Annotated in this window: 29 protein-coding genes; 21 read left to right on the top strand and 8 right to left on the bottom strand. The window is 52.5% G+C overall.

The features are described from left to right. The 6 genes from AC0QHF_RS20380 to AC0QHF_RS20355 form a co-directional block, all read left to right on the top strand. The coding region (locus AC0QHF_RS20380) for a hypothetical protein (RefSeq protein ID WP_324706074.1) at window positions 1-812 on the top strand (812 nt) is incomplete at its 5' end. Between the two features lie 243 nt (window positions 813-1,055). Then, a complete protein-coding gene (locus AC0QHF_RS20375; protein ID WP_324706073.1) occupies window positions 1,056-2,141 on the top strand; it encodes an AAA family ATPase in 1,086 nt (361 codons plus the stop codon). Between the two features lie 826 nt (window positions 2,142-2,967). After that, on the top strand, window positions 2,968-3,594 hold the full coding sequence (locus tag AC0QHF_RS20370; RefSeq protein WP_324706076.1) for a Uma2 family endonuclease: 627 nt from the start codon (window positions 2,968-2,970) through the stop codon (window positions 3,592-3,594). Between the two features lie 195 nt (window positions 3,595-3,789). Beyond that, the gene (locus AC0QHF_RS20365; protein ID WP_324706072.1) at window positions 3,790-5,109 is read left to right on the top strand and encodes a DUF2201 family putative metallopeptidase; all 1,320 of its coding nucleotides are present in this window, start codon (window positions 3,790-3,792) and stop codon (window positions 5,107-5,109) included. 145 nt (window positions 5,110-5,254) lie between these two features. After that, complete coding sequence (locus AC0QHF_RS20360) at window positions 5,255-5,485, top strand: DUF433 domain-containing protein (RefSeq protein WP_040935233.1); 231 nt, start codon at window positions 5,255-5,257, stop codon at window positions 5,483-5,485. Beyond that, entirely contained in the window at window positions 5,482-5,814 is a 333-nt protein-coding gene (locus AC0QHF_RS20355; RefSeq protein WP_324706071.1) for a DUF5615 family PIN-like protein, read from the top strand. The genes AC0QHF_RS20360 and AC0QHF_RS20355 overlap by 4 nt, the downstream gene beginning before the upstream one ends. Window positions 5,815-6,616: 802 nt before the next feature. Here the strand turns inward: AC0QHF_RS20355 and AC0QHF_RS20350 are convergent. Then, window positions 6,617-7,555, bottom strand: a complete 939-nt coding sequence (locus AC0QHF_RS20350) for an isoaspartyl peptidase/L-asparaginase (RefSeq protein WP_324706070.1) — start codon at window positions 7,553-7,555, stop codon at window positions 6,617-6,619. A gap of 128 nt (window positions 7,556-7,683) precedes the next feature. Then, window positions 7,684-7,836, bottom strand: coding sequence for a DUF2256 domain-containing protein (locus AC0QHF_RS20345; RefSeq protein WP_324706069.1), 153 nt, complete (start codon window positions 7,834-7,836; stop codon window positions 7,684-7,686). Window positions 7,837-7,889: 53 nt separating this feature from the next. On the opposite strand from AC0QHF_RS20345, the gene AC0QHF_RS20340 reads away from it, so the two are divergent. Further along, the gene (locus AC0QHF_RS20340) at window positions 7,890-8,705 is read left to right on the top strand and encodes an RNA methyltransferase (protein ID WP_324706068.1); all 816 of its coding nucleotides are present in this window, start codon (window positions 7,890-7,892) and stop codon (window positions 8,703-8,705) included. Window positions 8,706-8,765: 60 nt separating this feature from the next. Continuing rightward, window positions 8,766-10,277 carry a serine hydrolase gene (locus AC0QHF_RS20335; protein WP_324706067.1) on the top strand — a complete coding sequence of 504 codons (1,512 nt, stop codon included), beginning with the start codon at window positions 8,766-8,768 and terminating at the stop codon, window positions 10,275-10,277. 154 nt (window positions 10,278-10,431) lie between these two features. Here AC0QHF_RS20335 and AC0QHF_RS20330 read toward each other — a convergent pair whose 3' ends face one another. Next, a complete protein-coding gene (locus tag AC0QHF_RS20330) occupies window positions 10,432-10,764 on the bottom strand; it encodes a 2Fe-2S iron-sulfur cluster-binding protein (RefSeq protein WP_324706066.1) in 333 nt (110 codons plus the stop codon). A 199-nt stretch (window positions 10,765-10,963) separates the two neighbouring features. On the opposite strand from AC0QHF_RS20330, the gene AC0QHF_RS20325 reads away from it, so the two are divergent. The 7 genes from AC0QHF_RS20325 to AC0QHF_RS20295 all read left to right on the top strand — a co-directional run bounded on the left by AC0QHF_RS20325 (window position 10,964) and on the right by AC0QHF_RS20295 (window position 16,738). Then, entirely contained in the window at window positions 10,964-11,191 is a 228-nt protein-coding gene (locus AC0QHF_RS20325) for a hypothetical protein (RefSeq protein WP_324706065.1), read from the top strand. Between the two features lie 290 nt (window positions 11,192-11,481). Continuing rightward, window positions 11,482-13,107: a citramalate synthase gene (gene cimA, locus AC0QHF_RS20320; protein ID WP_324706064.1), complete on the top strand. Its 1,626-nt coding sequence runs from the start codon at window positions 11,482-11,484 to the stop codon at window positions 13,105-13,107. Window positions 13,108-13,589: 482 nt separating this feature from the next. Further along, on the top strand, window positions 13,590-15,323 hold the full coding sequence (gene ilvB, locus AC0QHF_RS20315; protein ID WP_324706063.1) for a biosynthetic-type acetolactate synthase large subunit: 1,734 nt from the start codon (window positions 13,590-13,592) through the stop codon (window positions 15,321-15,323). Between the two features lie 165 nt (window positions 15,324-15,488). Further along, window positions 15,489-15,677 (top strand): hypothetical protein, encoded by a 189-nt coding sequence (locus AC0QHF_RS20310; RefSeq protein ID WP_324706062.1) that lies wholly within the window; start codon window positions 15,489-15,491, stop codon window positions 15,675-15,677. Between the two features lie 117 nt (window positions 15,678-15,794). Then, the gene (locus AC0QHF_RS20305; protein WP_324706061.1) at window positions 15,795-16,037 is read left to right on the top strand and encodes a type II toxin-antitoxin system RelE family toxin; all 243 of its coding nucleotides are present in this window, start codon (window positions 15,795-15,797) and stop codon (window positions 16,035-16,037) included. A gap of 105 nt (window positions 16,038-16,142) precedes the next feature. After that, a complete protein-coding gene (locus AC0QHF_RS20300) occupies window positions 16,143-16,391 on the top strand; it encodes a hypothetical protein (protein WP_324706060.1) in 249 nt (82 codons plus the stop codon). Continuing rightward, window positions 16,391-16,738 carry a type II toxin-antitoxin system PemK/MazF family toxin gene (locus AC0QHF_RS20295; RefSeq protein WP_324706059.1) on the top strand — a complete coding sequence of 116 codons (348 nt, stop codon included), beginning with the start codon at window positions 16,391-16,393 and terminating at the stop codon, window positions 16,736-16,738. The genes AC0QHF_RS20300 and AC0QHF_RS20295 overlap by 1 nt, the downstream gene beginning before the upstream one ends. Before the next feature lie 81 nt (window positions 16,739-16,819). Here AC0QHF_RS20295 and AC0QHF_RS20290 read toward each other — a convergent pair whose 3' ends face one another. Continuing rightward, entirely contained in the window at window positions 16,820-16,969 is a 150-nt protein-coding gene (locus tag AC0QHF_RS20290; protein ID WP_324706058.1) for a hypothetical protein, read from the bottom strand. Between AC0QHF_RS20290 and AC0QHF_RS20285 the strand changes: the two genes are divergently transcribed. The 3 genes from AC0QHF_RS20285 to AC0QHF_RS20275 all read left to right on the top strand — a co-directional run bounded on the left by AC0QHF_RS20285 (window position 16,955) and on the right by AC0QHF_RS20275 (window position 19,452). Continuing rightward, window positions 16,955-17,083, top strand: a complete 129-nt coding sequence (locus AC0QHF_RS20285; protein WP_324706057.1) for a hypothetical protein — start codon at window positions 16,955-16,957, stop codon at window positions 17,081-17,083. The genes AC0QHF_RS20290 and AC0QHF_RS20285 overlap by 15 nt on opposite strands. Before the next feature lie 350 nt (window positions 17,084-17,433). Continuing rightward, window positions 17,434-17,853, top strand: a complete 420-nt coding sequence (gene speD, locus AC0QHF_RS20280) for an adenosylmethionine decarboxylase (RefSeq protein ID WP_324706056.1) — start codon at window positions 17,434-17,436, stop codon at window positions 17,851-17,853. A 696-nt stretch (window positions 17,854-18,549) separates the two neighbouring features. Beyond that, entirely contained in the window at window positions 18,550-19,452 is a 903-nt protein-coding gene (locus AC0QHF_RS20275; protein WP_324706055.1) for a choice-of-anchor L family PEP-CTERM protein, read from the top strand. Window positions 19,453-19,697: 245 nt separating this feature from the next. Here the strand turns inward: AC0QHF_RS20275 and AC0QHF_RS20270 are convergent, their stop codons facing one another. Genes AC0QHF_RS20270 through AC0QHF_RS20260 form a run of 3 tightly spaced genes read right to left on the bottom strand, consistent with a single transcriptional unit; the run spans window position 19,698 to window position 22,692 of the window. Beyond that, window positions 19,698-22,133: an exonuclease domain-containing protein gene (locus tag AC0QHF_RS20270; protein ID WP_324706054.1), complete on the bottom strand. Its 2,436-nt coding sequence runs from the start codon at window positions 22,131-22,133 to the stop codon at window positions 19,698-19,700. Window positions 22,134-22,140: 7 nt separating this feature from the next. After that, window positions 22,141-22,365, bottom strand: a complete 225-nt coding sequence (locus AC0QHF_RS20265; RefSeq protein ID WP_324706053.1) for a hypothetical protein — start codon at window positions 22,363-22,365, stop codon at window positions 22,141-22,143. Between the two features lie 60 nt (window positions 22,366-22,425). Beyond that, window positions 22,426-22,692 (bottom strand): hypothetical protein, encoded by a 267-nt coding sequence (locus tag AC0QHF_RS20260; protein ID WP_324706052.1) that lies wholly within the window; start codon window positions 22,690-22,692, stop codon window positions 22,426-22,428. 30 nt (window positions 22,693-22,722) lie between these two features. Between AC0QHF_RS20260 and AC0QHF_RS20255 the strand changes: the two genes are divergently transcribed. Further along, window positions 22,723-24,246 carry a SagB/ThcOx family dehydrogenase gene (locus AC0QHF_RS20255; RefSeq protein WP_324706051.1) on the top strand — a complete coding sequence of 508 codons (1,524 nt, stop codon included), beginning with the start codon at window positions 22,723-22,725 and terminating at the stop codon, window positions 24,244-24,246. 82 nt (window positions 24,247-24,328) lie between these two features. Here the strand turns inward: AC0QHF_RS20255 and AC0QHF_RS20250 are convergent, their stop codons facing one another. Continuing rightward, the gene (locus AC0QHF_RS20250) at window positions 24,329-24,730 is read right to left on the bottom strand and encodes a Fur family transcriptional regulator (RefSeq protein ID WP_324706075.1); all 402 of its coding nucleotides are present in this window, start codon (window positions 24,728-24,730) and stop codon (window positions 24,329-24,331) included. A 67-nt stretch (window positions 24,731-24,797) separates the two neighbouring features. On the opposite strand from AC0QHF_RS20250, the gene AC0QHF_RS20245 reads away from it, so the two are divergent. Beyond that, complete coding sequence (locus tag AC0QHF_RS20245) at window positions 24,798-25,397, top strand: rhomboid family intramembrane serine protease (RefSeq protein WP_324706050.1); 600 nt, start codon at window positions 24,798-24,800, stop codon at window positions 25,395-25,397. 84 nt (window positions 25,398-25,481) lie between these two features. Next, window positions 25,482-25,883, top strand: coding sequence for a hypothetical protein (locus AC0QHF_RS20240; RefSeq protein ID WP_324706049.1), 402 nt, complete (start codon window positions 25,482-25,484; stop codon window positions 25,881-25,883). Window positions 25,884-26,097: the final 214 nt, after the last annotated feature.

Here is a 26,097-nt window from a genome sequence, read left to right as displayed (position 1 = left end):
TGATGCTAACCGACCTGAGTGGACTGACTGAACCTGTTATCAGTCCGCAGATTTCGCAGATTTTCGCAGATTGGGAAACTGTACTTATGTCTATCACATCACGAAGTTTGCAAAAGCTCCTTCGGGAGAATATATCGGGGGAGAAACCCCTCAGCATTGAGCCCGAACAGGCTCGGGAATTAGCCGAAGACTTGTGGGCGCGAGTTGAGCCGATCGCTGGCGCAGAGCGCAATGATAACTGTCACCATTACTATCGTTTTCAAGGGGGAGCAAGCGCGAACCAGACACCCAGCAACACCCTCTGTTGTTGTGTTCTGCTCACAGAATCACAGGAGCGCTGGTATCGCAATCAGACCCATTTACATTTGGTCAGGAGTCCGGAGCAACAGCTTTGGGTAGAATTGGGGGGAGAGCGATCGCCTGCCCCCGTTTCTGATATTAGTGAGGTGGTTGCCCTGGTGCAAGCCTTTATGCGGCGAGTTGAGCGGCAAAAAGCACAAGCTGCCAAGCGCCAAAAACAGAAAGACTTGAAAGTGCAAGCGATCTTGGCTCAGGTGCGTAAAATTGCCAAGGAAGATCAATTTGACTTTGCCACCGAAGTCGATAGTATTAAGCTTAAGCTGATTATTCGTCTGTCTGACAACGACTACTTTGCTATTTTGATTCCCTTTAACCAGTTCAAGGAAGTGCTACCTAAATTGCGAACCGCAATTCAGGCTCTCCGCGAGACTTACAACAGTGGCGTTCGCTTTAAAACCCATCTCAAGCGAGGCTATGGCCGTTCTAACTGGATTCGTCATCAGGATTTGTAGTTCAGTCGGGTGGGTTGGGCTCCGCCGTAATTTTTCGGAAAAACCCACAACTTTTCATCCGCGCCGTAACCCACCATTTCCTTTTTAATGCACAGTGACCGTGCTAAAAATGTAGGTTGAGTTGAATGATAGTGAAACCCAACCAATTAGACTGGTGTTGGGTTTCGTTCCTCAATCCAACTGACCGGAAAATAGCTGGATTCGTCATGAAGATTTATAGTAAACGGTAGAAGGTAAAAGAAAATGATTCGTATTGACGCCCGCGAACTCTATCAAGTTCTAGAACTGACCCCACCGGAGCAAAATATTCTCCTGGTGGGCAAGCATGGTATTGGCAAATCCGAAATGATTAGCTATTTCTACCGTCAGCGCCGCAACCTGCCCGTCATCCCCTTCTTTTTGGGTCAGATGAGCGATCCGGGGGATTTGATTGGCTTGCTCCATAAAGATGAGAAAACCGGGCGATCGGTTTTTTTACCTCCCTACTGGTGGCCCGAACCCGATCGCCCGGTGGTGCTATTTCTGGACGAACTCAACCGGGCCCGCCCCGAAATTTTGCAGGCGGTTCAAGACCTTGCCCTCAACAAAACTTTGGCTGGTAAACGCCTGCCTCCTGGCAGTATTGTCATTGCTGCGGTGAATGCGGGGGAAGAATATCAACTGACGGAACTCGATCCGGCTCTGGTGTCGCGGTTCAATCTCTACGAGTTTGCGCCGACGGTGGAAGATTGGTTGCTCTGGGCTGCTAAACAGGATATCGATTCGCGGGTGTTAACATTTATCCAACAGCATCCAGAATATCTTGATGGTGATAATCCCGATGCGGATGCGGCGATCGCCACTGCCGGCTTGATCAAAACTCCCGATCGCCGCGCTTGGGTCAAAGTTGCGGATTTTCTTCGCCATCATAAAGATCTGCAAGAAATTCACTTCAAACTGATTGCCGGTATGGTGGGGACTCGCGCCAGTCTCGCCTTTCGCCAAAGCCTCGCCAACCAACGGGGTTTGGAACCCGAGCAACTCCTGTTACAATATTCCAAGCATTCAAAACATCTAAAAGATCTGGAAATTCAGGACTTTGCCAGTTTGAACGAACGGATTTTACTTTGGCTCAATACTGGGCATTGCCCCGAAAAAAAAGCGGATCATGCCCGCAAGAATCTGTTAAAATATCTCCAGTATCTCCAGAAAGCAAAACAACAGGAGGCGATCGCCCATTTTTCTTCCCTGATTCAGGGATCTAAATTTAGTGATGCTATGGGGTTTATTGCCGAATCGATGGATCTGATTGATTTCTTGTCAGAATATTTGGAAGCGATCGAAGTGTAAACCGCCGATCACCCATTACTCATTCCTACTGTATGACGAGGAGACGAAAATGGTTCAACCTAAAAAAGAAATCCAAGTAAAAATGACTTACGACTTTACGGTTAAGATTCTTTCAGGTTCGTTAACAGGCCGTCAATTTACGGGATTTTTTACCTACGACCCCTCAACCCTGCAAGGGGAAGGAGAAGAGACTATTCTGGCTGAGGAAGTTAAATTTAAGTATTTGAGCCAATATACTCGTCAGAAGCAACACGCTCGCCTTGCGTTCAAAAATGGAATATTTCAGAGAATGATTTGGGTGGATGGGAAACAAACCGAACGATTTGGCTTTAATGCAGGGTTTAATCGATGGCAGTTTGGCCGTCCTAATGAGAATTTCATCAGACAAGGAAAAGACTATTTTGGCTATTTGAATCCTAGAACTTTTGTTGATGGGGCAGGAATTGTCAGCTACACATTACGAGAGCCAGTTTTGTCCGGCGATTCTCGTTCCGAGACGCTGCGCGATCGCAATTCTCCAAAATTACCCGAACAAATAGAAGAATTGGAAACGGTAACAGAAGCCACCAGTGGGGTTTTATTACGCTGTGATAAGATTTCAGGGAAATTGCGAATCCGGGTGATTTCTGAGGGATATAATCCAGAATTAAATGTGCAGTTTCCTCGCCGTTTGCGGGAAGAGGGGGCGACTTATGTAGTGGATGAGGTGGAATTGGTCAGCGATCGCAAATTTTACCGTCCTTTGGGCAAAATTCGCCGCCTTGTGTTACCGAAAAAGCTGCCCCTAGTTAAAGCCACGGGATCTGAACAGGATTTAGAAACGACGATTGCCACTCTAACCACACCCCTATCGTTCGATAAATTTGTTGACTGGTATCCGGAAAATGCGACCTGTAAATACGAATTACACAATGGGGCGATCGTCAAAATACCTTTAGGAACTGGAGAACATTCTAGTGTTATTGGTTTTATGGCTGGCGAACTCCACTTTGAGATTCGGCGATCGCAATTACCTTATGCAATCCCGGGGGATTGCTTACTGAAACCGATCAATGACGAATCCGGCTACCAACCTGATATTATTGTTCTGAATAAAGCGCAACTAGCCGAGGAACCCCGTTGGCAGAAAGAATCGATTATTACGAAGGGAAATTCCGTGGGACTGGCTATAGAGGTTGTCAGTACAAACTGGCAAGATGATTATCTGAGGAAAGTCGGGGAATACGAACTGATGGGGATATCCGAATACTGGATTGTGGATTATTTAGGTTTGGGCGGACGACGGTTTATCGGCGATCCCAAACAACCGACTCTCTCTGTTTATCAACTGGTGGATGGGGAGTATCAGGTCACGCTGTTTACCGGAAACGAGAGGATTAAATCTTTAGCTTTCCCGGAATTGCAACTGAGTGCCGCAGAGATTTTTGCCGCCAAAACTATAACAGACACATGAATTCGATCCCCCCCAACCCCCCTTAAAAAGGGGGGAGAATCTGCTCCCCCCCAGCCCCCCTTGAAAAGGGGGGAGAATCTGCTCCCCCCCAGCCCCCCTTGAAAAGGGGGGAGAATCCGGAAGTCCCCCTTATTAAGGGGGATTTAGGGGGATCATTTATAACTAGCAACTTGGGTTAAGTATATTAAATGCGATATGAAGATGAAACCGATCGCCCGTTACCGTATTGCTCGAATTGTGGAAAAGTGGCTACTTGTTGAACCCCTGTTACTGGCTGTTTGGACCAGTCACGCCTTAGTCTCTGAGCCGCGCATTCAAACCATTCGCGTGCAACGGGGTAGGATTGAGTACAATCCGAATTTTATCGCGCAATTGAGCGATCGCCACCTGGAAGCCACCCTGCGCTTTGAAGCGCTACGGATTCTTCTCAAACACCCCTACAGTCGCCGCCAAGCGCACTCCACCATTAGCTATACTGCCAGCAATTTAACACTCCAAGAATACTTGCAAACCGAGTTGCCGTTTCCTCGATCGCGGGATGTTTTTGGCGATCGCACCTATGACCAACAATTCTTCGAGTTCTACTACCACAAATTGCTCGCTCTAGTTCCCCCCTTTTTAAGGGGGGCTAGGGGGGATCAACAGTCCCCCAGTTCGGAGGGGGAAGCATCCGGCACACCGATGGCAGGGACGGGTACAGCCGAAGCGATGGAAGCGTCCGGACCCGCTCAATCTGACTCGTCTGATTCGGAATCTGAACCAGCTTCAACCCCTGGTAATCGCCCCCCGGATCTCCTAGAAGTTTATACCGACGCCAATTTGAGCGGTGTGGAAAATACCGATCAGTGGGATCGAGATGAATTATTGAGCGATCGCCTGGATGACTTGGTGAAAATGGCTCAAGCTAATGACAGTTGGGGCAGCATTGGCGGCAAATTGCGGGAACAGATTTTGGCGAATCTGCACCCGAAGCTGGACTATCGGGCGGTTTTACGCAAGTTTCGCACCTCTATCCTCAGCCAACAGCGGCGGCTAACCCGGATGAAACCGAATCGCCGCTATGGGTTCGCCTATATGGGCAGTCGTCGTGATTTTACCACCCGATTGTTGTTTGCTATTGATGTGAGTGGCTCGATGGGAACTAAAGAGCTACAGCAGGGGTTTTCGGTGGTTAATCGCTTTTTTAATTATGGCGTGGAGGCGATCGATGTGATTCAATTTGATACGGAGATTACAACCGATGTGATGACCTTCCGTCGTGCCCAGCGGGAAGTGCAATTAACGGGACGAGGCGGAACAAATTTTGCCCCGGTTTTGGCTTATCTGGACGAACATCGGGATTATGATGGTCTAATTATTTACACGGATGGTTATGCTCCCTGCCCTCAGCCGCCCCAGAATCGGCGGACTCGGATTCTGTGGTTGTTTGTGAGCGAGACGCATTACCGGAGTTGTTATCCCAATCTAGAGCATCTGGGGGAGGGGGCTTATCTTAAAGCGAGTGCTGCACAATGAAGGAATCGGGAGCGTGAGGAGAACGTCACAATAACTAAAGGAGTTGCGATCGCATTGCAGATCGGCTCTAGAAGTCTTCTCTGTCTGCGGGAAGCAAAAGTTTTCGATATAATGCTAAGTATACATTTTTCACTCATGCCAGTTTATGAACTACCGAGACATCATTACAATTGAGCCTGAAAAACGGGGTGGTAAGCCCTGCGTCCGTGGCTTGCGGATTACAGTCTATGAAGTGCTTGAGTACCTGGCATCCGAGATGACTGAAGCAGAAATTCTCGACGATTTTCCCGATCTGACGCGAGAAGATTTAAAAGCCTGCATTGCTTATGCTGCTGACCGCGAACGTCGGTTTATGACTGCCCCATTATCCCCATGAAATTATTGTTTGATGAAAATCTATCGCCTAAATTACCAAACCGTTTGAGCGATCTTTTCCCAAACTCGCTTCACGTTCGAGATGTGGGCATGAAAGCGACAATCGACCCAATGGTTTGGGATTATGCAAAAGATAATGACTTAATGATCGTCTCGAAAGATGCCGATATGCACGATCGGAGTTTGGTATTTGGAAATCCACCGAAAGTGATTTGGCTTCGCCTTGGGAACTGTTCGACATTACAAGTTGAAAATTTGCTGCGTCGAGAGTTTGGCGCGATCGCATTATTTTACGAAGATGAGACTTTATCCCTGCTGGCTTTATCATGATGCGCCCGGCGTTTACCTAGTGCGATCGCAGACATTTTGTTGTGCGATCGCTTGCTAGACTCCCACTCCAAACAGCCAGTACGAATTGATCGGCGATCGCACGATACCAGACCCCAATATGGTGGGGAAATATCTGATACCTATTATCCATTACCACGCGAAGTATATGTCCGACAGCAGCTTTAAAACCCTTGCCAACGAATTTGATATTTATCTTAATACCAATAGATTTTAATCATCAGACTTAAAATATTTCGGATGTACAACTGACGACTCAGTTATCATCGGCATATATATTAGCCTGTCTGATCTCACCAATCCACGAAGCGAGGATTTTTGCTATGAGCTTGGGAATAGATTCCCAAGCGGTGTTGATATCTCAACCGTTTAGTTCCGAGCATTCAACCGGATTTGAGATTATTTCCGACAATCAAAGCGCGATCGCTCAACTCACAGCTCAACTTTTAAAACCCTTGTAAATTCCAAATTTAAATGTGGTTGATTTTCAGATAGCAGTGTGAAATGATTCGCGAAAATTTGAGCGGCTCAAAGCCCCCAGAATTGGGGGTTTGGGGGCTAGAATATTTTCAAATGACTCCCGATTGCTATAGTGCCAGATTCCCAAGTTATAGCGCTGCGTGCGGTTATTTGTACCATCAAGAATCGAGTCGAACCCGGTGCGTTCCCAACTCTCGCCGACCCACTGAAGCGATCGCACATGAGCGGGAACGCCCCCTAAAATTGACTCTGAGTCCCCCTTGTTAAGGGGGATAATGGGGGATCGTGTTAGTCCCCAATCGAATTAAACGACAAACACTTGAGTGCCGGGTTCTGCTTCCAAACTGTCGGCCATTTTCTCGCCGTCGTGGAACGCCGCCAACACCACATCGCTGGTTTTCCCCCAGGCGATCGCACCCGAGGCGTCGAGGCCGATCGCACCCAGATCTCGTTGATTTTGGGTCGATTCCGCAAACGATCGCTCGAACGCCTCCTTCAACGACAAACCGTCCGTCACCCGAATCACAATCTTCGCCGCCAGACACTCGTCGATGATATCCTCGCCGATGCCGGTACAACTCACCCCGGCTTTGGCGTTGGCATAATTCCCCGCCGGCATCGCTGAATCGCTGACCCGGCCGATCCGCTCAAACCCCTTGCCACCGGTGGAAGTGCCCGCCGCGATCGCGCCATTTTGATCCAACGCCACCACCCCGATGGTGCCGCGGCCCGCCTCGGCATCCTCGGCCACCACGTTCGCCATTTTGCGGTTAAAATCCTGCTTGCGGTCTTCGATCCACTCGTAGAGGCGACGGTCCGTCAGGGGGTCAAACTTCGGTACATTCAACTCCCGCAGCAATTCCGCCGCGCCGTAATCCGACAGGACGCGATCGGGGCACGTTTGCAGGAATTTCGCCAACTCGATGGGATTTTTGACCCGCGAGACGTTGATCACCCCGCTGAACCGCTGCAACGTGCCGTTCATCAACGCCGCACTCATGCGGATCTGTCCGTCGGACTGCAACACCGACCCCACCCCGGCGTTGAACAGGGGATCATCTTCGAGCAACTGAGAGCCTCGGACGACCGCATCTTCAGCCGCCGTCCCGTTTTCGAGCCGGCCGTAAACTTCGGCCAAAATTCGCTGGAGAGAATTGCGGACGGTTTCGACGCCTCCCTTACCTTGCAGGGAACTCCCGGCTCCGCCGTGTATGATTAATTTGGGTTGCACCTTAACACTCAACAAATGAAACGATCAATTATTCAGTGTCTCACCCCATCGCAACTTTTATGAGGGTGTGGGAAAGTCAAAATTCCCGACTCCCTACGACCGACTCCCGACTCCCTACGACCGACTCCCCACTTCCCGTTTCAATTGGAACTTGATCGCCGCCGCCGACACCGTTCCGAGCAGTATTTGACCTCATCCCAACAGTCCGCCCACTTCTTGCGCCAAGTGAAGGGGCGATCGCAGACCGGACAAATTTTGGTGGGCAGGTCGGACTTCGAGGGCTGACGCGCCATGTTAAGTTATTTGAGTGGGTAATGTAATAAGTTGAAATATTATATCATTTTCGATGTCGCAGACTCCGGGAGAAGCAGCGTTAGACAAAATACGGATCGTTTTGGTGGAGCCGGCCGGGGCCTTGAATGTGGGGTCGATCGCGCGGGTGATGAAAAATATGGGATTGCGGCAACTGGTGTTGGTGAATCCCCACTGCGATCCCCGCGGCTCCGAAGCGCGGCGGATGGCCGTCCACGCCGCAGATGTTCTAGAATCGGCGACAATTGTGGACAGCTTGCCCGAGAGTCTGACGGGGTGTCAGCGTGCGATCGCCACCACGGCCCGCGATCGCACGGGTCTGGGAAATATGGACACCCCCCGCCGGGGACTCTCCTGGCTCCTCGACGCCCCCGCCGCCCTGATTTTCGGCCCGGAAGATCGGGGGTTGAGCAACGAAGAACTCAACTACGCCCAACGCACAGTCCGCATTCAGACGGGCGACGCTTACCCCTCCTTGAACCTGGCCCAAGCCGTGGCCGTCTGTTGCTATGAATTGCGGCAACTGGCCGAACCGGACATCAATTCCCCGGACGTTTCCTCCCCCTCGGATGCCCCCCTGGAACTGCTCGAAGGATATTACCGGCAACTTGAAACCCTGTTGCTCAAAATCGGCTATCTCTATCCCCACACGGCCACCAGCCGCATGGAGAAATTTCGGCACCTGTTCAACCGCGCCCAACTTTCGGCCTCGGAAGTCGCCATGTTGCGGGGTATTCTGTCTCAAGTCGAATGGGCGTTGACCAACCTCCCCCGGGACGCGGTTAGTGATACCCTGAAAACGTCGCCCGACCCTTCGGGGGGCGAATCGTGCGATCCTCCGGAGCTCTAATCTCGGCAAGGTCAGTCTTGAAGCCGGAAGTTGTATTGTACAGTTTGTGATTATTTTTAGGTGTTAGGTGTGGCCCAGCGGTATCCCCGTCGCTCATTTTTATCGATCGTATCCCAGTGGGGGTCCAACTCCAAGCGGTCCAGAGGCTCCCGGCGCCGTCCTGACCGGCGACGGCAGCGATCGCGCCCTTCCCCCCAATTGCCGCCTTCGGATCTGCGTCCTTGGCCGGAGAATTTACCCTCCGGACAGTATCCGCCGGCGAATCCCAACCGACGGGCGTCCGTTGATCCGGTGGTGGCCCAACTGCGACGGCAACCGCCGCCGCCTCGGAAGAAATCCCGGCGCCGACAACCCCCCCCGAACCGCCGTCGGGTGCAACCGCCTCCGAGGGGCGGTTCTCCGATGCGATCGGCTAACGTGGTGCCGATGGACGGCGCGAGTCCGGTTCCCCAACCCCAGAATGTCAATTCTCGGGAACAACCGCACCCCCGTCCGAAACGGCGGGTCGTCCGGCGACATCGCCCGGTTTCGCCGATGGTTTACGGCGCCCGCCTGCTGATTTTGGGGATCGGCATCGGCGTGATTTCGGGGACGGTTCTCTCGATCCTCAATTCTTTGGGCCGTTCGAGTGCCGGGGCGATGGCGGAGGCGAATTTGGCATCGGAGGAAATGGAAGCGGGACAGGTCAATGATACTTTGCCCCTGTCCCTGCAATTCAATCGAGAAATGCGGGAGTTGAAAACACAAGTGCAAACCCTCGCCGAGGAAACCCCGGAAATTGACCCCGGTTTGATGGTGCTGGATTTGCAGACGGGGAACTATGTGGGGTTGGGCGATCGCACCCAGTTTCCCGCTGCGAGCACGATCAAAGTGCCGATTCTGGTAGCGTTTTTTCAGGCGGTGGATGCGGGGGAAATTCGCCTCGACGAGATGCTGACGATGACAGAAGCGGACGTCGCCGGGGGGGCGGGGGAGTTGCAATACCAGCCGACGGGAAGCGAATACACGGCCTTGGAAGTGGCGACCCAAATGATTGTCATCAGCGACAATACGGCGACCAATATGATTATCGATCGCCTCGGCGGCGCCGAGATCCTCAACCGGAAATTCCGCAGTTGGGGGCTCCAGGATACGGCGATTCGCAACCCGTTACCCGACCTCGACGGGACGAATACGACGACGCCCCGAGATCTGGTGAGCTTGATGGCCCAACTGCACCAGGGGGGGTTGCTGTCGATGACGTCGCGCGATCGCTTGTTGCGAATTATGGTGCAGACCGAGAATGACAGTCTCTTGCCCGCTGGGTTGGGGCGGGGTGCGATTATCGCCCACAAAACCGGAACCCTGAGAATGCTACTCGGGGATGTGGGGTTGGTCGATCTGCCCAACGGAAAGCGCTACATTCTGGCGGTTCTGGCCTCCCGACCGGACGAAGACATGGCGGCACAATCCCTGATTCAGGAGATGTCCCGCACGGTTTACGAGTATTTCGACCGGGACCCCGCCGCCATACAACCCGAACCCACCCCCCTCGACATTCCCCTGGAGGAAGGCGACCAAACGCGGGAATAGGGAATCAATTGCGATCGTTGTCAATTGTCAATTATCACTGATTAATTCTCAATACCCACCCCCTCGACATTCCCCTCGAGGAAGGCAAGGAAACGCGGGAATCGGGAATCAATTGCGATCGTTGTCAATTATCAATTGTCAATTATTAATTGATTCAAGGTGTCCATTCGGTATCGGAACCCTGCCCCCAGAAGCCCTCATATTTGGTGACGCGGACATCGCCGAGGACTTTGGTTTGGCAGGCCAGACGGCGCCCGGAGGACGGGGAGTGGGGCGGGAGGGACATCCGGGTTTTTTCCCGCCACTGGGGTTCGGAAACTTCCCCCTCGACGGCGACGCAGCAGGTGCCACAGGTGCCGATGCCGTGACAGTTGATGGTGGATGCCTGGCCGTTGTAGAGGTCGATGTCGTTGTCGAGTAAGACCTTGCGGAGGTTGGCTTCGCGATCGCAGGTGATGGTTTTCCCTTGGGCTTGAATTTGTGGCATAGAATGCACTCCTAAAATCGGTTTTGTTAAAAAAAGCGGATGCTGACAATAATGATAGTAGCAAAACCGGATTTTTGGGAGCACCCGGTTTTTGGGTGCAATATAGCTCTCAGGTATCAGCTTTTGGTCAGTCGCCCCAAATTGATAAATATCGGGCTGGGGCGATGTCCTCGTCGATCCCATCGGGCGATCGCCATCAATGCTCTATTCGGAAATCGATTCGCAATCCTATGCGAGAGGATTTGTGCTGGTAGGGGCGCCTGGCTTGCGCCCTTGGGAATTGATTCCCAAGCGGTTCGGATATTTAACCGGATTCGATGTGATGGATCGATTCGGGTCGTTTGATAACTGTCGCCACATCTTCAAAACAATTGCAATCAATGATATCAATGCCATTGGCGAAATCATTGAAATTAGATTTCTCTGACATCGGATATTTGAGTCCCAATCGAGTTTAACACCAAAGAATCGAAGCGCGATCGCCCGTTCATAATTTTTAACACGACCGACATCAAATTGATGAGATAATTTGAAGTTCAACAAAACGGGGGAATGGGCTGGGGGGAAGGCGCGATCGCCCGAATGTGAAAATAAAGTTTAGATCTGCCCGAATGGCAAGTCTTCATTCCATACTGAAAGGCGGGGGTAAAAATGTGTCCGCTCCGCCATGAGTCAAATCGCGCCGCCGGACACCGCACCAACTAGCGAAGATCAGCCATGAGTAAGCCACTTTGGATCTATGACACGACCCTGCGAGACGGAGCCCAGCGCGAAGGAATTTCCCTCTCCCTAGAAGATAAACTCCGCATCGCCCGCACCCTCGACCGCCTCGGGATTCCCTTTATCGAAGGGGGTTGGCCCGGTGCGAACCCCAAGGACGTGCAACTATTCTGGCGACTCCAGGAAGAACCCCTCACCCAAGCCGAAATCGTCGCCTTCTGTTCCACCCGCCGCCCCAACGTCCCCGCCGCCCAAGATCCCGGCCTGCAATCCATCCTCTCCGCCGGCACCCGCTGGATTACCACCTTCGGCAAATCCTGGGATCTGCACGTCACGGAAAGCCTGAAAACCAGTCTGGATGAAAACTTGGCGATGATTCGCGATACCGTCGAATTTTTCCGCAGCCAGGGGCGCCAGGTAATTTACGACGCCGAGCACTGGTTCGACGGCTACAAGCACAACCCGGACTACGCCCTGGAAACCCTGAAGGCGGCGGCGGACGGGGGTGCCCGGTGGCTAGTCCTCTGCGACACCAACGGCGGCACCCTCCCCCACGAAGTCGCCGAAATCACCCGCATCGTCGCCGAGGCGGTTTCCGGGTGGGGTGAGGACCGGCGCCAAATCGGCATCCACACCCACAACGACTCCGGGACGGCCGTGGCCAACGCCCTAGCCGCCGTCATGGAAGGGGCGGAAATGGTGCAGGGGACCGTCAACGGCTACGGGGAACGGTGCGGCAATGCAGACCTGTGCACGCTGATGCCGAATTTGCAATTGAAATTGGGCTATTCTTGCATGGAACCGGAACAGTTGAAACAACTGGCGGAGTCGAGTCGGTTCGTCAGCGAGGTGGTGAATTTGGCGCCGGACGACCATGCGCCCTTCGTGGGTTTGTCGGCCTTCGCCCACAAGGGTGGCATCCACGTTTCGGCGGTGGAACGCAACCCTTTGACCTACGAACATATCGCCCCGGAAACGGTGGGAAATAAGCGGCGAATCGTGATTTCCGACCAGTCCGGGTTGAGCAATATTTTGGCGAAGGCTCGAAATTACGGTATCAACCTCGATCGCGACGACCCCGCCAGTCGCAAACTCCTCCAAGAGTTGAAAGAACTGGAACATCAGGGCTATCAATTCGAGGCGGCGGAGGCGAGTTTTGAACTGCTGATGCGGGAGGCATTGGGGACTCGGAAACAGTGGTTTGAAATTCGCGGTTTTCAAGTACACTGCGATAAGTCAAATGTGGAGACTTGCAATGCTTTGGCGACGGTGAAAGTGATTGTCAGCGATCGCGAAATATTGGAAGTCGCGGAAGGCAACGGGCCGGTTTCGGCCCTGGATGCGGCCCTGCGAAAAGCCCTGCAAAATTTCTACCCGGAAATCGCGGAATTTCAACTGCGGGATTACAAGGTGCGGATTTTGGACGGGCGGGCCGGGACCTCGGCGAAAACCCGGGTGTTGGTGGAGTCGAGTAACGGACACCGGCGATGGACGACGGTGGGCGTCTCCTGCAACATCCTCGACGCCTCCTATCAGGCGGTGGTGGAGGGGTTGGAATACGGGTTGATGTTGCAGTGGCAAACGAGTCAAGATTCGGTGACATTGACCGAATCGAAGGTGTAGGGAGAATCCCCCTCAATCAGCAAGGCTCTTTCATTTTCCCCCGAAAAATGGCTGGGGAAGCAGAGGAAGCAGAGGAAGAGGGGGGGAGAGGAAGATTTTTCAGAATGAAAAGGTATTCTTAACCCGAAAAAACTTTCGCCCCCTCCCCCCGTCACCGATTCTCCCCGTCTCCCACGACAATTTTTAACCGAGAATGAAACGGCTCTGCCCTTAATAAGGGGGACGTTGAGTTGTGTCCTGCGTGTCGGCGGATCGAAAAGCTGAAAAATTGATGATAACTGAGTCGGGTGGTGATGGAGATCATTTATAGTCTTTGTAGCAGTTGGAGCGATCGCAAAACCGGTCGGGACATCGGCAAATTCCCCAAATGGCTCGGAGTCAAACTTCGACTTTCGGCTGACCGCTGATAGCCGGCTGCTGAGAGCTAGATCTCAACCCGCAGTTTGGATTTCCCACAGACCCATTTTGAATTGGAGAAAACCATGCAAAATCCCAAAGAAGCCATCCAACGAGTGACGGGTGCTTTCGCCCTCATCGACAGTTTGAAACGCCACGGCGTGCAGCATATTTTCGGATATCCGGGGGGTGCAAATCTGCCCATCTACGACGAAATTTATCGCGCCGAACAGGCGGGGGAACTCAAGCACATCCTCGTCCGCCACGAACAGGGCGCCGCCCACGCCGCCGACGGATACGCCCGGGCGACGGGGAAAGTGGGGGTCTGTCTGGCGACGTCGGGGCCGGGGGCGACGAATTTGGTGACGGGGTTGGCGACGGCCTACATGGATTCCGTGCCGGTGGTGGCGATCACTGGGCAGGTGCCGCGGGGCGCCTTGGGGACCGATGCGTTTCAGGAAATCGACATTTTTGGCATTACATTGCCCATCGTCAAACACTCCTACCTGGTGCGCGATCCGGCCGATCTGCCCCGGGTCGTCGCCGAGGCGTTTCACCTAGCCGGCAGTGGCAGGCCCGGACCGGTCCTGATCGACATTCCCAAGGACGTGGGGAACGACCCCATCGACTATACGCCGGTGGAACCGGGGACGGTGCGGCGGACGGGATACCGGCCGACGGTGCGGGGCAACCCCCGGCAGATCAACCAGGCGTTGCAGTTGATCTCGGAGGCGAAGAAGCCGTTATTGTATGTGGGCGGCGGGGCGATCATGGCGGCGGCCCACCCCGAAATTGCCGAATTGGCCGATAAGTTCCAAATTCCGGTGACGACGACGCTGATGGGGAAAGGGGCCTTCGACGAAAATCATCCCCTGGCGTTGGGGATGTTGGGGATGCACGGGACAGCCTACGCCAATTTTGCCGTTAGCGAGTGCGATTTGTTGATCGCCGTGGGGGTGCGGTTTGACGATCGCGTGGCCGGGACCGGGGAGAAATTCGCCCACGATGCCAAGGTGATCCACATCGACATCGACCCGGCGGAGGTGGGGAAAAACCGGACGACGGACGTGCCCATCGTCGGGGACGTGCGGCAGGTGTTGGGGGATCTGTTGCAGCGGAGTCACCAGTTGGGGATGGAGGGGAAGCCGGAACAGACGCGGGAATGGTGCGATCGCATCAAGGAGTGGCGATCGGACTATCCCCTCGATGTCCCCCAACCGGAGGACGGGATATCGCCCCAGGAGGTGCTGGTGGAACTGGCCCGCCAGGCGCCCGATGCCTTCTACACCACGGACGTGGGCCAACACCAGATGTGGGCGGCGCAATTCCTCAAAAACGGGCCCCGGCGGTGGATGACGAGCGGCGGTCTGGGGACGATGGGCTACGGCCTGCCCGCCGCCGTGGGGGTGAAGGTGGCCCAGCCGGACGATGCGGTGATTTGTATCAGCGGCGACGGCAGTTTCCAGATGAATATGCAGGAGTTGGGAACTCTGGCCCAGTATGGCATCGGCGTGAAGGTGGTGATTTTGAATAACGGCTGGCTGGGGATGGTGCGGCAGTGGCAACACCTGTTTTATAGCGATCGCTACGAGGCGACCAATTTGGAGGAGGGGACGCCGGAATTTGCCCGCTTGGCGGACGTTTACGGCATCGAGGGAATCACGGTTCGCCGCCGGGAGGATCTCCAAGGTGCGATCGCCCAGATCCTCTCCCACAACCGCCCGGTGATTTTGGATGTCCGCGTCACCCGCAACGAGGACTGCTACCCGATGATCGCCCCGGGGCACGACAACCGCGACATGATGGGTTTGCCGAGTTAGGATAAAAGAAAACCCGGTTTCTTCGAGTCCCCACCAGATGCTTAGAAACCGGGTTTCTATCAATATCTCGATGGAGAACCAAAGTCGCTTCTAGAAACCCGGTTTCTTTTCTGATTTTTACCATCTAGCCCAATCTTAAAGCTCAATTAGCAATGGAAAAATGCGATGAAAGGAATTCAATTTGTCGTCAATGAAGCCGGGGAGAAGCAGGCGGTTATCATTGATTTGGAAGAGTGGGGGGAGTTGTGGGAAGATTTTTATGATGTTTTGGTTGCCCATACCCGTCAAGATGAAGAAGAAGTGTCTTGGGAGGAGTTGAAGCAAGAAATCGAGGCTGATGCTAATGGCGGATGAAAGTTATAGCAATCGGAAACCATTTGTAAAATTGTCCGGCCCCCAAACCCCCAATACTGGGGGCTTTGAGTCGATCAATTTTTCACGAATCATTTCACACTGCTATATACCGTTCGCTTGGAGAAGTCGGCGGCTAAGGAGTTGCGAGGGTTGAATATCGAACTTCAGTTACGCATCGGCTCGGCGATCGATAATTTGGGTCTAGAACCGCGTCCCGAAGGGGTAGTAAAGTTGAAGGGAGACGATAATTCCTATCGGATTCGGATCGGTGATTATCGGGTTGTTTATGCGATCGACGACCGCAATAAAATCGTGCGTATCATGCGCGTGAGGCATCGGCGGGATGTTTATCGCAGTTAAATCGAAATCGCGGTTGTCTGGGTTGTAGATGCCCAGAAACCGGGTTTCTTTTCCGAATCCGTGGTTAGAATAGTAAAAATACCACAAATTTAGGGGAAGATTGACATGATTTCGCCCAAATTGTTAGAACTGGCTCGCGAAGTCAGAAATCTATCTTTATCCGAACAACAATGGCTGCTGGAACGGTTGGCAAAACAGGTGCAAAGCCAAACCAAAAGCACGGGCAAATTTTCCGACCCTTCCGCAGTGGAACGACAACTTCAGGAACTTGCGGAAGATCCGGATATTCAAAGAGAAATCGCGGAAATTAATCGAGAATTTGCAATTGCAGAAATGGACGGACTAGAAGACTGATGACGATTCAACGAGGAGAGATCTATTTTGTCAATCTAAACCCAATTCAGGGAAAAGAACAGGCGGGAACTAGACCCGTTTTGGTCGTATCTATAGATGCTTTGAATCGATTGCCCCTCGTTGTGACGGTCGTTGTGGGAACAAAAGGCGCGAACATTCGTAGAGATTTACCAACCAATATCAGAGTTTTTCCCGAAGAAAGCGGACTGCCTTTAGAAACAGTTTTTCTCTGTTTTCAAATGCGCTCACTCGACCAAAATCGATTTCCCAAACAGCCGAGCGGTCGATTATCTCTCGAAAAAATGTTAGAAGTTGAAGAGGCGATTCGCTATTGTCTGGGTTTGTAGATTCCTAGAAACCGGGTTTCTATCAATATCTTTGCTTCTCCACCGACACGCTCTTAGAAACCCGGTTTATTTTCGGACAAATCAAACCTCTTGCAAATAGTGATATAAATTGGCGATCGCCAGGGGTGACGCCGGGTTGAGGTGTTTGGGAATTAACGCCGTGTAGCCGGCTTCTCGGGCGCGATCGCTGACGGTTTGAATGTAGGTTTCCCGCAGTTGCGGACTCATCATGCCAACGCCACCCCCGAACAACTGAAAGCCGAAATCGAATGGCTCGATCGCCAAAAGGAAAGCCTCAAACAAGTCCAGCAGGAAATCGAAGCGGTTTTAAACCCAGCCGGTTGAGTCCCAATGAGCCGTCAAAGTCCCCCTTATTAAGGGGGATTTAGGGGGATTTTTCCCTTTGCAAGGCGGGAGAATTGAACTCAAAGTCCCCGTTTGAGTCGAAGCGAAGTATCCTTCACCCGGCCAAGTGACGGGCCATGCAACCGTAATTTAAAGGAAGATGAACAACGGTTCGGGGTTACTTTTGCAACTGCGCTAAAATGGAGACGGCTGAAAATGGAAAAATGGTCCCAGGGACAGTCCGGCTCGGTGGAGCGATCGCCCCCGGGGTCGAGAGGTGGAGGAACGGTCCATTTTGAGCCCAAACCTGTCCTTTTGTAACCCAAAACTGGGGGGTGGAAGCACCAAAAATGAAACAACTCGGAACCCATATCGTCGTGGACGCTTGGCAATGTCCCGCAGAGGTATTGAACGATCCGGACCGCATCCGTCACGCCTTATTGGATGCGATCGCCGCCGGAAGCGCGACCCTCATCGATCTCTGCGTTCACCAGTTCAGTCCCCACGGCGTCACCGCCACGGCCACCCTGGCCGAATCCCACATCGCCATCCACACCTGGCCGGAATACGGCTATTTTGCCGCCGATTTATTTTTCTGCGGACAAGGCGAACCCGACAAGGCGGCGGAGGTGCTAAAAACTCGCTTGCAGGCCAAACAGGCGCGGGTGAAGGAATTCTGTCGCGGCATGGATTTGGAACCCGCCGCCATCCCCGGCCATCTCGTCCTGGAACCTGCATACCATTCAAATTCGACACTGTTGAGCATTTAAAGCCACATCCTACTGCTACGTCAGACTTAATACGTTGGGTTGCCGAAAGTCAAAGAAGTTTCTGGGAAGGACTGATGCATCGAGTCGATCCGGCATTTGAGTACAGACACGGCAGTAGGATTTTGTCGTGTCTTCTTTCACTCTCAGGCCGGTCGGACTCAAACGCTACATCGAGTCGTTTCGCGTCGAATTGAAAATTTCAGTAAAGCTATCCCCCTATCTTTATAAAGATTCGGTAAAGCCATACATCGAAAGTTGACCATATAAACACGGTTATGTAAGATAGTAATTGAACTGGAGCAGCGACATTTTTTATAAGGTTGTGTTTGCCGACCGGATTTCAAAGCCCAAATTAAATTGCAGTTTAGCGGTAGATTTAAGAGCCAATTTACAAAGTCGCTGAAAGGCTTTTTTTGACTGGACTTCCCCAAAAAATATCCGTCGAATATGTAAGAGCGCTGCTGCCTTGTTCGCGAACTATTCAAGTATCTTTAGAGCGGATTTATGATGCCCTTTAAATCCCGGCGTTGCAGGACATCATTGGCAACGTTTACGGGGTTTGTGGACTGCCAAAACTGGATTTTGGCAACGGATTAAAACCGATCCGGACTGGGTTTACCAATCAGCTCTTCAGGTGGTTTGGACCGACCGGCTCGCAGCGTGACAAGCTGAAAACCCTGAATCGGGAGAAAAAAAATGAAAATCGATCGAAAAATCGTTCAAAAAGCATCGATGCTCTTAACCGGAACGACGGTCTTCTTCTTGGGAGCAACAGGTTCAGTTAAAGCGTTCGATATCACTCCCACCAGCAACGGTGAGACTTTAGTTGACAATATCTTGGGTGAAGGCATCACAGTCGTACCGGGTTCTGTTTCATATACTGGTGCCGAGTGTGCATCGGGAACATTTACTGGCGGAGCGGCATCTGGTATCGGCATCGAATCCGGAATCCTCTTAACCACCGGTTGTGCGACTGATGCAGCCGGACCCAATACCTCGGATGCGACGACAACCAGCAATGGGTTTTTCGGGGATTCCGATCTGAACGCTCTCATTCCGGGGTATATGACCTACGATGCAACGATCCTAGAATTCGACTTTGAGTCGGAAGGGGGCGACCTGTTTTTTAACTATGTCTTTGCCTCGGAAGAATACAACGAATATGTCAACAGTTCATTTAATGATGTTTTCGGCTTCTTCCTCAATGGGGTTAACATTGCCCTGATTCCGGGAACTGATACGCCAGTTGCAATTAATACGGTCAATAATGGGAATCCGTTCGGCGGGATCAATGCCAGCAACCCCGAGTTGTACAACAACAACGATTTCAGTGATGGCGGCGGAAGTTACAACATTGAGTACGACGGTTTTACAAATGTCTTTACCGCCAAATTTTTGGACTTGACTCCGGGAACTCACACGATCAAATTGGCGATCGCGGATGCCGGCGACCCGTTTTTGGATTCGGGCGTTTTCATTCAAGCCAATAGTTTTTCTGACAAGAAAGGAGTTCCCGAACCCACTTCTGTCTTCGGTCTGTTGGCCGTCGGCGCTTTGGGGGCGACCGCTTTCAAGGGCAAACAGAAAACCGCTCGTTAGGACTCACCGAATAGAATAGAGGTATAAACTCACTCAGAGCGGGTGGAACGGCTTTTGAGAATCGGGAATGGGGAAATGGCTTTCCCCATTTCCCAACCCTTCATCGCCAGTTCGGCTCATCAGTGGTGTCGGGTGCGTTTCCCCGCTATTTATCAGCGGTCTGAATAGTCGCGTTCGGTGCGTGCCCACCGATTCATTATCGGCGAAGTCGGCCGGTGACGGTCGGGAACGCACCCTACAATTGGCTACAACGTCAGTTGGGTGAGGTTTTGGAATAGCCAATAGTCCTGATAGTCCAACAGCAGGATATCGATCGCTTCCTCTAAATCCACGTCCAAATCGCGGTTTTGGATATCGACGATCGCCTGATAAATTAACTCGAAGGTGATGCGTTTGTCGCGATCCAACAGCAGGAAGTGGCCGTTATTGGCGTGGCAAAATTTCTCGAATTCCGCCTGACTGGATTTTCCGGAAACCAGATCTTCTCGTGCATCCCGGCACAGGTGAAAGTGGATGTCGGGCCGATCGCTCAACAGTTCATTGAGATTCCGAATCCGGTGATAAAACCGGGTGCCGCTTTGGTGCAAAAATGCGATCGCGAATAAGTGGGTGGAGGTTCGGATCACCAAATGCTCCGGAAGCACCCGCTTTCCGAGCCTCAAAATCTCCACGTCCAGGGGGGATAACACCAATTTCAACGATTCAATGATCGTCGTCAATTTCCCGAAATCGTCGCTCTCGGAAATGATCGCCGGTTTGCCGTAGTTGCTTTCCAACATCCCCCGCTGCGATCGCAAATAATCCTCGAATTCGCTCCGCACCGAGGTTTTGATCGGCGATCGCGCCGCCATGCCGCTGGGGAAGACGCGGACGATATTTTCCCCGTCCGCCAAGTTCAACATATTCGCCAACTTGGCGACAATTTCTTTCAGGTCTGTCACTTCCTCCGTCAACTGGTTGATCTGCTTTTCCATCGTCGCCAGCACCCCGTGGGAGTTGGATTTGCTCGGACGCTTCGGCAGGGCAATGCCGTCGATTTTGTAGCGGTAATAGTCGGCGGCGGCGTTCAAAACCGAGCGGATGGAAGGCCCGCTCAAAATATCGCGAATTTCCTGGGGTTCAAATAACTCGTCAATGGTGACATCCTGCACTTCGGATTTCAGGTTTAGCAATTGCTTCAACTGTTCGTCGGACGGCTTGTTGAGGAGGATTTGAGATTGGGAGATGCGATCGACAATGGAACCGTCGAAAACGAGTTGGAACTGTTCCCAGCGATCGGGAAATAAGTTTAAAATAATCAAACTGTTGGGGACGTGGGTGAAAATTTCCTTCACCGCCTCGCCAAAACTTTGCAGCAGCCGTTCGTTGTGCTTTTGACTCAACCCCTCCAACTGATCGAAAATAATAATCAGGGGCTCGTCCAACAGGGACAGTTTGCCGAACACCTCCAACGCCGCCAGGGAAATTTCTTCCCGACTCATATCCTCCCCCCAGCTTTCCAAACCGACTTTATCCAGTTCTTCCTGGGAGACATCGTTCATCGCCAACCACTGGGTGATGGTTTGGCGGCGTTTGAAGTCGGTGTAACCGCAAAATCGGATGATTCCCCGCAGCACTTTGGGGGCGTATCCAGCGGAGGAAAATTGGCGAATCCACCAGTCGGACGCCCGTTTTTCGATGTGTTGCCAATAGTCCCGTTTGAGGCGGGTGTCGTCCTTGCCGAGGTCGGTAAACAGTTTTAAATTGTCATCTTCGATCAGTTCGAGCAACCGCTCGTCTTTTTGGGTTTGGGGGGTGGAATAGGAGTCCGAATCTTTGATGATTTCGGCAAAACTGTTGGCGAGTAAATGTTCGAGTTGGGTGTGGTTGCTGTCGGGGACTTTTTGGATCAGGGATTCCAAAATCCGGCTGTAGGTGTGGAAGAGGACGGTGTCGGGATTGTTGGGTTGGCGGATGAATAAAAGCCGGTTTTTGGCGAGCAGGTCTTTTGCCAGTCGCATCATCAAATGGGTTTTTCCCGAACCCGGTTCCCCGATGACGACGGCTCCTTTACTCTGGTGGTTGACATCGTTTTTAATGTCGGATAAAATGGATTTTAATCGCCCAAATTCGGCTTCAAAAATGCCCCGAAAATCGACGTGATCTTGGAAGGGCGTATCGACCCGGCTCGTCCCGAAAGGGTTGGGGTGATGTTGGAGTTTGGTTTTCAACAGTTCATTGGTCATGCGTCTGTAAAGTTGGTAGGTGAAAAGGGCGTCGTATTTTGCCCGGTGGGCGGAATCGCTTTTGACGGTTTTGCCGTTGTTCCTCAGATTTAATTGTTTGCTGATGGTTTCCAAGGCGTGGCTTTCGAGCTTGGGGAGGTAGCGCTGGGCGAGTTCAAAGCTGCATTGAAAGGTGAGGTGAGGGGGGGTGACACCGGCGGCGCGAAAGGAGTTGCGGAGCACTTCGATATCGTGGCGGGCGTAGTGACAGATGATGGTTTTGGATTCGGCCAATTCCGCGAACTCGCTCATGATGGTTTTGAGGGGTTTGGTTTGGTTGAGAATGGCGGGATTTTGGCGGTGCTTTTCGTCGAATGCTTCGTAAATTAATTGACCCTGATGATCGACGATCGCGACTTCTCGGAGGACGGGTTGTCCTTCTGTATCGATTACAATAAAATTGGAATTCGGTTTCATGGGCGGTTCAATTAATAAGTATATATACGGATTTCATCCGTCCCAGCCGAGATCGGGGGGCGATCGCCGGACGGCAAGAGCAACCCGTTTTTAGCTTACCGTTATTTTGCCACATCGGGCGATCGCCAATCGACTTGCGATCGGGGTCGGGTCGGGAAACATTTTTAGGAGTCTGCCACCAGAATAGCCGATGCCGGCGGATCTTCTCAATTAAAATTGAGGGTTCGGACATCAATTCCGAATCTCGGCCATTTCTGCGATCGCCCGAATTCTGATAGGAATGGGTAAAGTTTTAAGACAAACCGAGATCGAATCGGCTGCGAATGTTGATGTCAATTTCATCGCCATCGCGATCGCTTGCGGGGGACGACGCGGAAGCCGATTTGAGAGTTCCAAAGTCAGCCGTCGAGTCAGAAGCAGCGATCGTCTCATGCCCTCCCCACATCTCACATCCCGCCACGCCGCCTTCCCCGGTGCGAAAATCGAATGACTGCAAACTTGGAGGATGCCGTTTAGACTGAAAGAATACGGAAGCGATCGCCTTCCATATTTTCAGCACCTCTGTTCATCCTCCACTACCGTGCGTCCTATGTCAGAACCACCCGTATCGATCGCCCAATACTACCACGAGCGGACCAAATACGACCCGGATACCCTGGCTTCCAAGAGTCAGCAGTTGGACTGGAGCAAACAGCCGATCCCCTTCAAAGAATACAAAATCGGCACCGTCTTCGATCTCAAACCCTACCTCCGAGAAACCGCCGATTCGGGAAACGGCGAATGGCGGCGGCTTTCCCGCCTCTTACTCCACACTTACGGACTGACGGCCAAAATGTCCACCCCGAACGGATTTCACTACCTCCGTTCCGCGCCGTCTGCCGGGGGACTCTACCCCGCCGAAGTCTATCTCGTCTCCCGGGGGACCCCCGAACTGCCGGCGGGACTCTACAACTATCAAAGCCTCCACCACTCCCTGGTTCAATTTTGGGACTCCCAAGTTTGGCCGGAGTTGCAGGCAGCCTGTTTCTGGCATCCGGCATTAGAAAATACCAAACTGGCGGTCGTCGTCTCCGCCGTTTTCTACCGTTCCGCTTGGCGGTATCAAGATCGCGCCTACCGCCGCATTTTTCTCGACACCGGACACCTGATCGGGAATTTGGAACTCGCCGGATCGCTGAGTTCTTACCGCCCCCATCTGATCGGCGGATTCGCCGACGAAGCGGTAAACGACCTGTTTTATTTCGACTCCAAAATAGAAGGAACGATCGCGATCGCGGCTTTGGCGGATTTGTTGGAAGTCGATCAAAACCTCCCCAAAGCGAGAACCGCCCTCCCCTCCGCCACCCAGACGGACTACCCCAACATCCCCGACGGAGAACTGCTCCCCCACCTGCACCGCGCCACCCAATTAAAATCCGATACCTCCGGTTCTCAGGGTTGGAAATTGTCGGCGGAAGATGAAGAACGGGAGGACAAATATAACTTTCCCTTCTGCACGAAAGTTTCCACGTTCAGTTCCCCCATCGACTGGGGCAAAGAACTTGAAGGATTGGAAACCACCATCAAACGCCGCCGTTCCACCCGGGGTTATAGCGGGGGAAATTTGAACTTGGAAGAATTGCTGGCGCTGCTGGATTTTACCTACCAACACGACCACTACATCGGCCAGGGTTTGGACGGTTCGCCGGACTTTTTCGACCTGAGTTTGATCGAGTCATTCGTCGCCGTTTCCGGGGTGAACGGACTGGAAGAAGGGTGCTATTATTACGCGCCAAAAGCCCAAGAATTGCGGCAGATTCGGTTCAAAAACTTCCGGCGGGAGTTGCACTATCTCTGCTTGGGACAGGATCTAGGCCGGGATGCCGCCGCCGTCCTGTTCCACACCGCCGATTTGAAAAAGGCGATCGCGAAATACGGCGATCGCGCCTATCGATATTTGCACATGGATGCCGGCTATCTGGGTCAGCGGCTCAACCTCGCCGCCATTTACCTGCGGCTCGGCGTCAGTGGCATCGGCGGATTTTTTGACAATTTAGTGAACGAAGTTTTGGGCATCCCCACCGATGAAGCCGTCATCTACATCACCACCCTCGGACGGTTGCGGGGGAATTAAAGTCAATTTCTAGCCCCCAAACCCCTAATTCTGGGGGCTCCCCCAAACCCCCAATTCTGGGGGCTTTAAGCAGAGCGGATTTTCACCCATCCGATCGCCCCTGTTTTTTCGCGCACTCACTGCACAGCCCGAAAAATTCCAAAGTGTGGTAGTAAATTTTAAAATGGTGGGCTTCTTGCAACGTGGTTTCTAAATGATGAACCGGACATTCATTGATGGGGATAGATCGTCCGCACTCCAGACAGGTGAGGTGGTGTTCGTCCTGCAGGACACAACTGTAAACGGATTCTCCCGTCGGCAGGATGCGGACATGAACCAAACCCTCCCGCTTCAGGGCATCGAGCGATCGATAAACCGTCGCCAAACCGATGCCCTGTCTGTCTTTCCGCATTTCCAGATACAGATCTTGGGCGGAAAGCGATCGCCTCAAAGTTTTCAGTTTGCTCAAAATTCGCTCTTGGCTGCGGGTTCGGCGGGTATTCATCATTTGACAAGCGTTCAATCGGTGCCTCTAGGCTATCTTATATGGAGATGCGCGTCGATCTTCGCTTATGTCTCAACCCGTCAAATCCTCATCCTGGACTGCAATGCAGCCCGATCGCCTCTACAACGGCGTCTTCGCTTTGATTCTGATCAATTTGGTGCTGTTCGCGGGCGATCGTGTCCTCGGCTTGCCCCTGCAGTGGCTCTACCTCAACCACAACAATCCCGCCTGGTATCAGTTCATCACCTCCATGTTTCTGCACGCCAACTGGGCGCATATCTCCGGCAATCTATTTTTTCTGTATATTTTCGGCAAAATTGTCGAGGAAGACGAGGGGGCGATCGGTGTCATTTTAACCTATCTCGTCTGCGGTTTGGGTGCCAATCTCATGAGCCTAATCTTCGATCGCGGCGTGGATTTTTCTTTAGGGGCGTCGGGCGCCGTCTTCGGACTGTTCGCCGTCAGCGTTTTAATCAAATTGAGTTGGAACTGGCGCAAAATTCTGGAAGCGATCATTTTAGGTCAATTCGTCATCCAACAAGTGCTATTTGAACTGCGGCAAATCGGCGTTCAAAACGGCATCAGCCACACCGCCCACCTGGGCGGCGCGTTGGTGGGGGTAACGTTAGTGATGGTGTTGTGGCGGGTTCAGGAGAAAAGGGAGTAGGGAGTCGGGAGTCGGGAGTCGGGAGTCGGGAGTCGGGTGCGAGGCTTGCACCCCACGGGTTTTTTATTTTGTTGATTTGACCAGATGGAGATTACTAAAGGAGCCGCGATTCGGCTGATTTGCCTGTTTTTGCTTTTGGCCGTTTTTTTGATTTGGGGATGGAATGTCGCCCCCCCAGACCGCCCGGAAGCCGCGGTCAGAAATGCCAAAATTTTGGAGGCAATTTATAACCTAGGCAATTATATCGAAGCGGGGATTTGGGGGATGTTTGCCCTGGGTTTCGCGGGGGCGGCAACCCGAGTAACCGGAAAGGCGCGATCGCTCCGATTGATAGCCTCTCTAACTTTTCTTTTATTCGGATTATCCGATATCGTGGAAGTGCAAACGCGAGCTTGGTGGCATCCGTGGTGGCTGTTTGCTTGGAAGGTTTTATGTGGCATTACGATGGTGGTTTTGTTAGGAATTTATTGGCGCGATCGGCGGTGAAAAAAGCAGAGACAATCTTTGCATCAACCTCTCGGTGTCCTCTGTGTCTCTGTGGTTCAAACCTCCGGCCAAACTTTGGGTATTTAAGATACTCTTAATTGCCGGTGGGTTATGTAGTCATTAGTAGTAGACTGTTGCGGCTAAAATGAGGCAAAATTCCCAACGGAGCATCGGGCATCTTGCCTGTGGATTCAGATCCGATCGCCTCATTTAA

The sequence above is a fragment of the Lyngbya sp. CCY1209 genome (genome assembly GCF_055795065.1).
Note: the sequence above shows the minus strand (reverse complement) of the source record. Positions and strands in the feature narration are given on the sequence as shown.

What these genes read in the sequence shown, in the direction of transcription:
- AC0QHF_RS20375 (WP_324706073.1), top strand. Translation starts at nt 1,056, where the DNA reads ATGATTCGTATTGACGCCCGCGAACTCTATCAAGTTCTAGAACTGACC.
- AC0QHF_RS20365 (WP_324706072.1), top strand. Translation starts at nt 3,790, where the DNA reads ATGAAGATGAAACCGATCGCCCGTTACCGTATTGCTCGAATTGTGGAA.
- AC0QHF_RS20360 (WP_040935233.1), top strand. Translation starts at nt 5,255, where the DNA reads ATGAACTACCGAGACATCATTACAATTGAGCCTGAAAAACGGGGTGGT.
- AC0QHF_RS20355 (WP_324706071.1), top strand. Translation starts at nt 5,482, where the DNA reads ATGAAATTATTGTTTGATGAAAATCTATCGCCTAAATTACCAAACCGT.
- AC0QHF_RS20345 (WP_324706069.1), bottom strand. Translation starts at nt 7,836, where the DNA reads ATGGCGCGTCAGCCCTCGAAGTCCGACCTGCCCACCAAAATTTGTCCG.
- AC0QHF_RS20340 (WP_324706068.1), top strand. Translation starts at nt 7,890, where the DNA reads ATGTCGCAGACTCCGGGAGAAGCAGCGTTAGACAAAATACGGATCGTT.
- AC0QHF_RS20330 (WP_324706066.1), bottom strand. Translation starts at nt 10,764, where the DNA reads ATGCCACAAATTCAAGCCCAAGGGAAAACCATCACCTGCGATCGCGAA.
- AC0QHF_RS20325 (WP_324706065.1), top strand. Translation starts at nt 10,964, where the DNA reads ATGCTCTATTCGGAAATCGATTCGCAATCCTATGCGAGAGGATTTGTG.
- cimA (WP_324706064.1), top strand. Translation starts at nt 11,482, where the DNA reads ATGAGTAAGCCACTTTGGATCTATGACACGACCCTGCGAGACGGAGCC.
- ilvB (WP_324706063.1), top strand. Translation starts at nt 13,590, where the DNA reads ATGCAAAATCCCAAAGAAGCCATCCAACGAGTGACGGGTGCTTTCGCC.
- AC0QHF_RS20310 (WP_324706062.1), top strand. Translation starts at nt 15,489, where the DNA reads ATGAAAGGAATTCAATTTGTCGTCAATGAAGCCGGGGAGAAGCAGGCG.
- AC0QHF_RS20300 (WP_324706060.1), top strand. Translation starts at nt 16,143, where the DNA reads ATGATTTCGCCCAAATTGTTAGAACTGGCTCGCGAAGTCAGAAATCTA.
- AC0QHF_RS20295 (WP_324706059.1), top strand. Translation starts at nt 16,391, where the DNA reads ATGACGATTCAACGAGGAGAGATCTATTTTGTCAATCTAAACCCAATT.
- AC0QHF_RS20290 (WP_324706058.1), bottom strand. Translation starts at nt 16,969, where the DNA reads ATGATGAGTCCGCAACTGCGGGAAACCTACATTCAAACCGTCAGCGAT.
- speD (WP_324706056.1), top strand. Translation starts at nt 17,434, where the DNA reads ATGAAACAACTCGGAACCCATATCGTCGTGGACGCTTGGCAATGTCCC.
- AC0QHF_RS20275 (WP_324706055.1), top strand. Translation starts at nt 18,550, where the DNA reads ATGAAAATCGATCGAAAAATCGTTCAAAAAGCATCGATGCTCTTAACC.
- AC0QHF_RS20270 (WP_324706054.1), bottom strand. Translation starts at nt 22,133, where the DNA reads ATGAAACCGAATTCCAATTTTATTGTAATCGATACAGAAGGACAACCC.
- AC0QHF_RS20265 (WP_324706053.1), bottom strand. Translation starts at nt 22,365, where the DNA reads ATGTCCGAACCCTCAATTTTAATTGAGAAGATCCGCCGGCATCGGCTA.
- AC0QHF_RS20255 (WP_324706051.1), top strand. Translation starts at nt 22,723, where the DNA reads ATGTCAGAACCACCCGTATCGATCGCCCAATACTACCACGAGCGGACC.
- AC0QHF_RS20250 (WP_324706075.1), bottom strand. Translation starts at nt 24,730, where the DNA reads ATGAATACCCGCCGAACCCGCAGCCAAGAGCGAATTTTGAGCAAACTG.
- AC0QHF_RS20245 (WP_324706050.1), top strand. Translation starts at nt 24,798, where the DNA reads ATGTCTCAACCCGTCAAATCCTCATCCTGGACTGCAATGCAGCCCGAT.
- AC0QHF_RS20240 (WP_324706049.1), top strand. Translation starts at nt 25,482, where the DNA reads ATGGAGATTACTAAAGGAGCCGCGATTCGGCTGATTTGCCTGTTTTTG.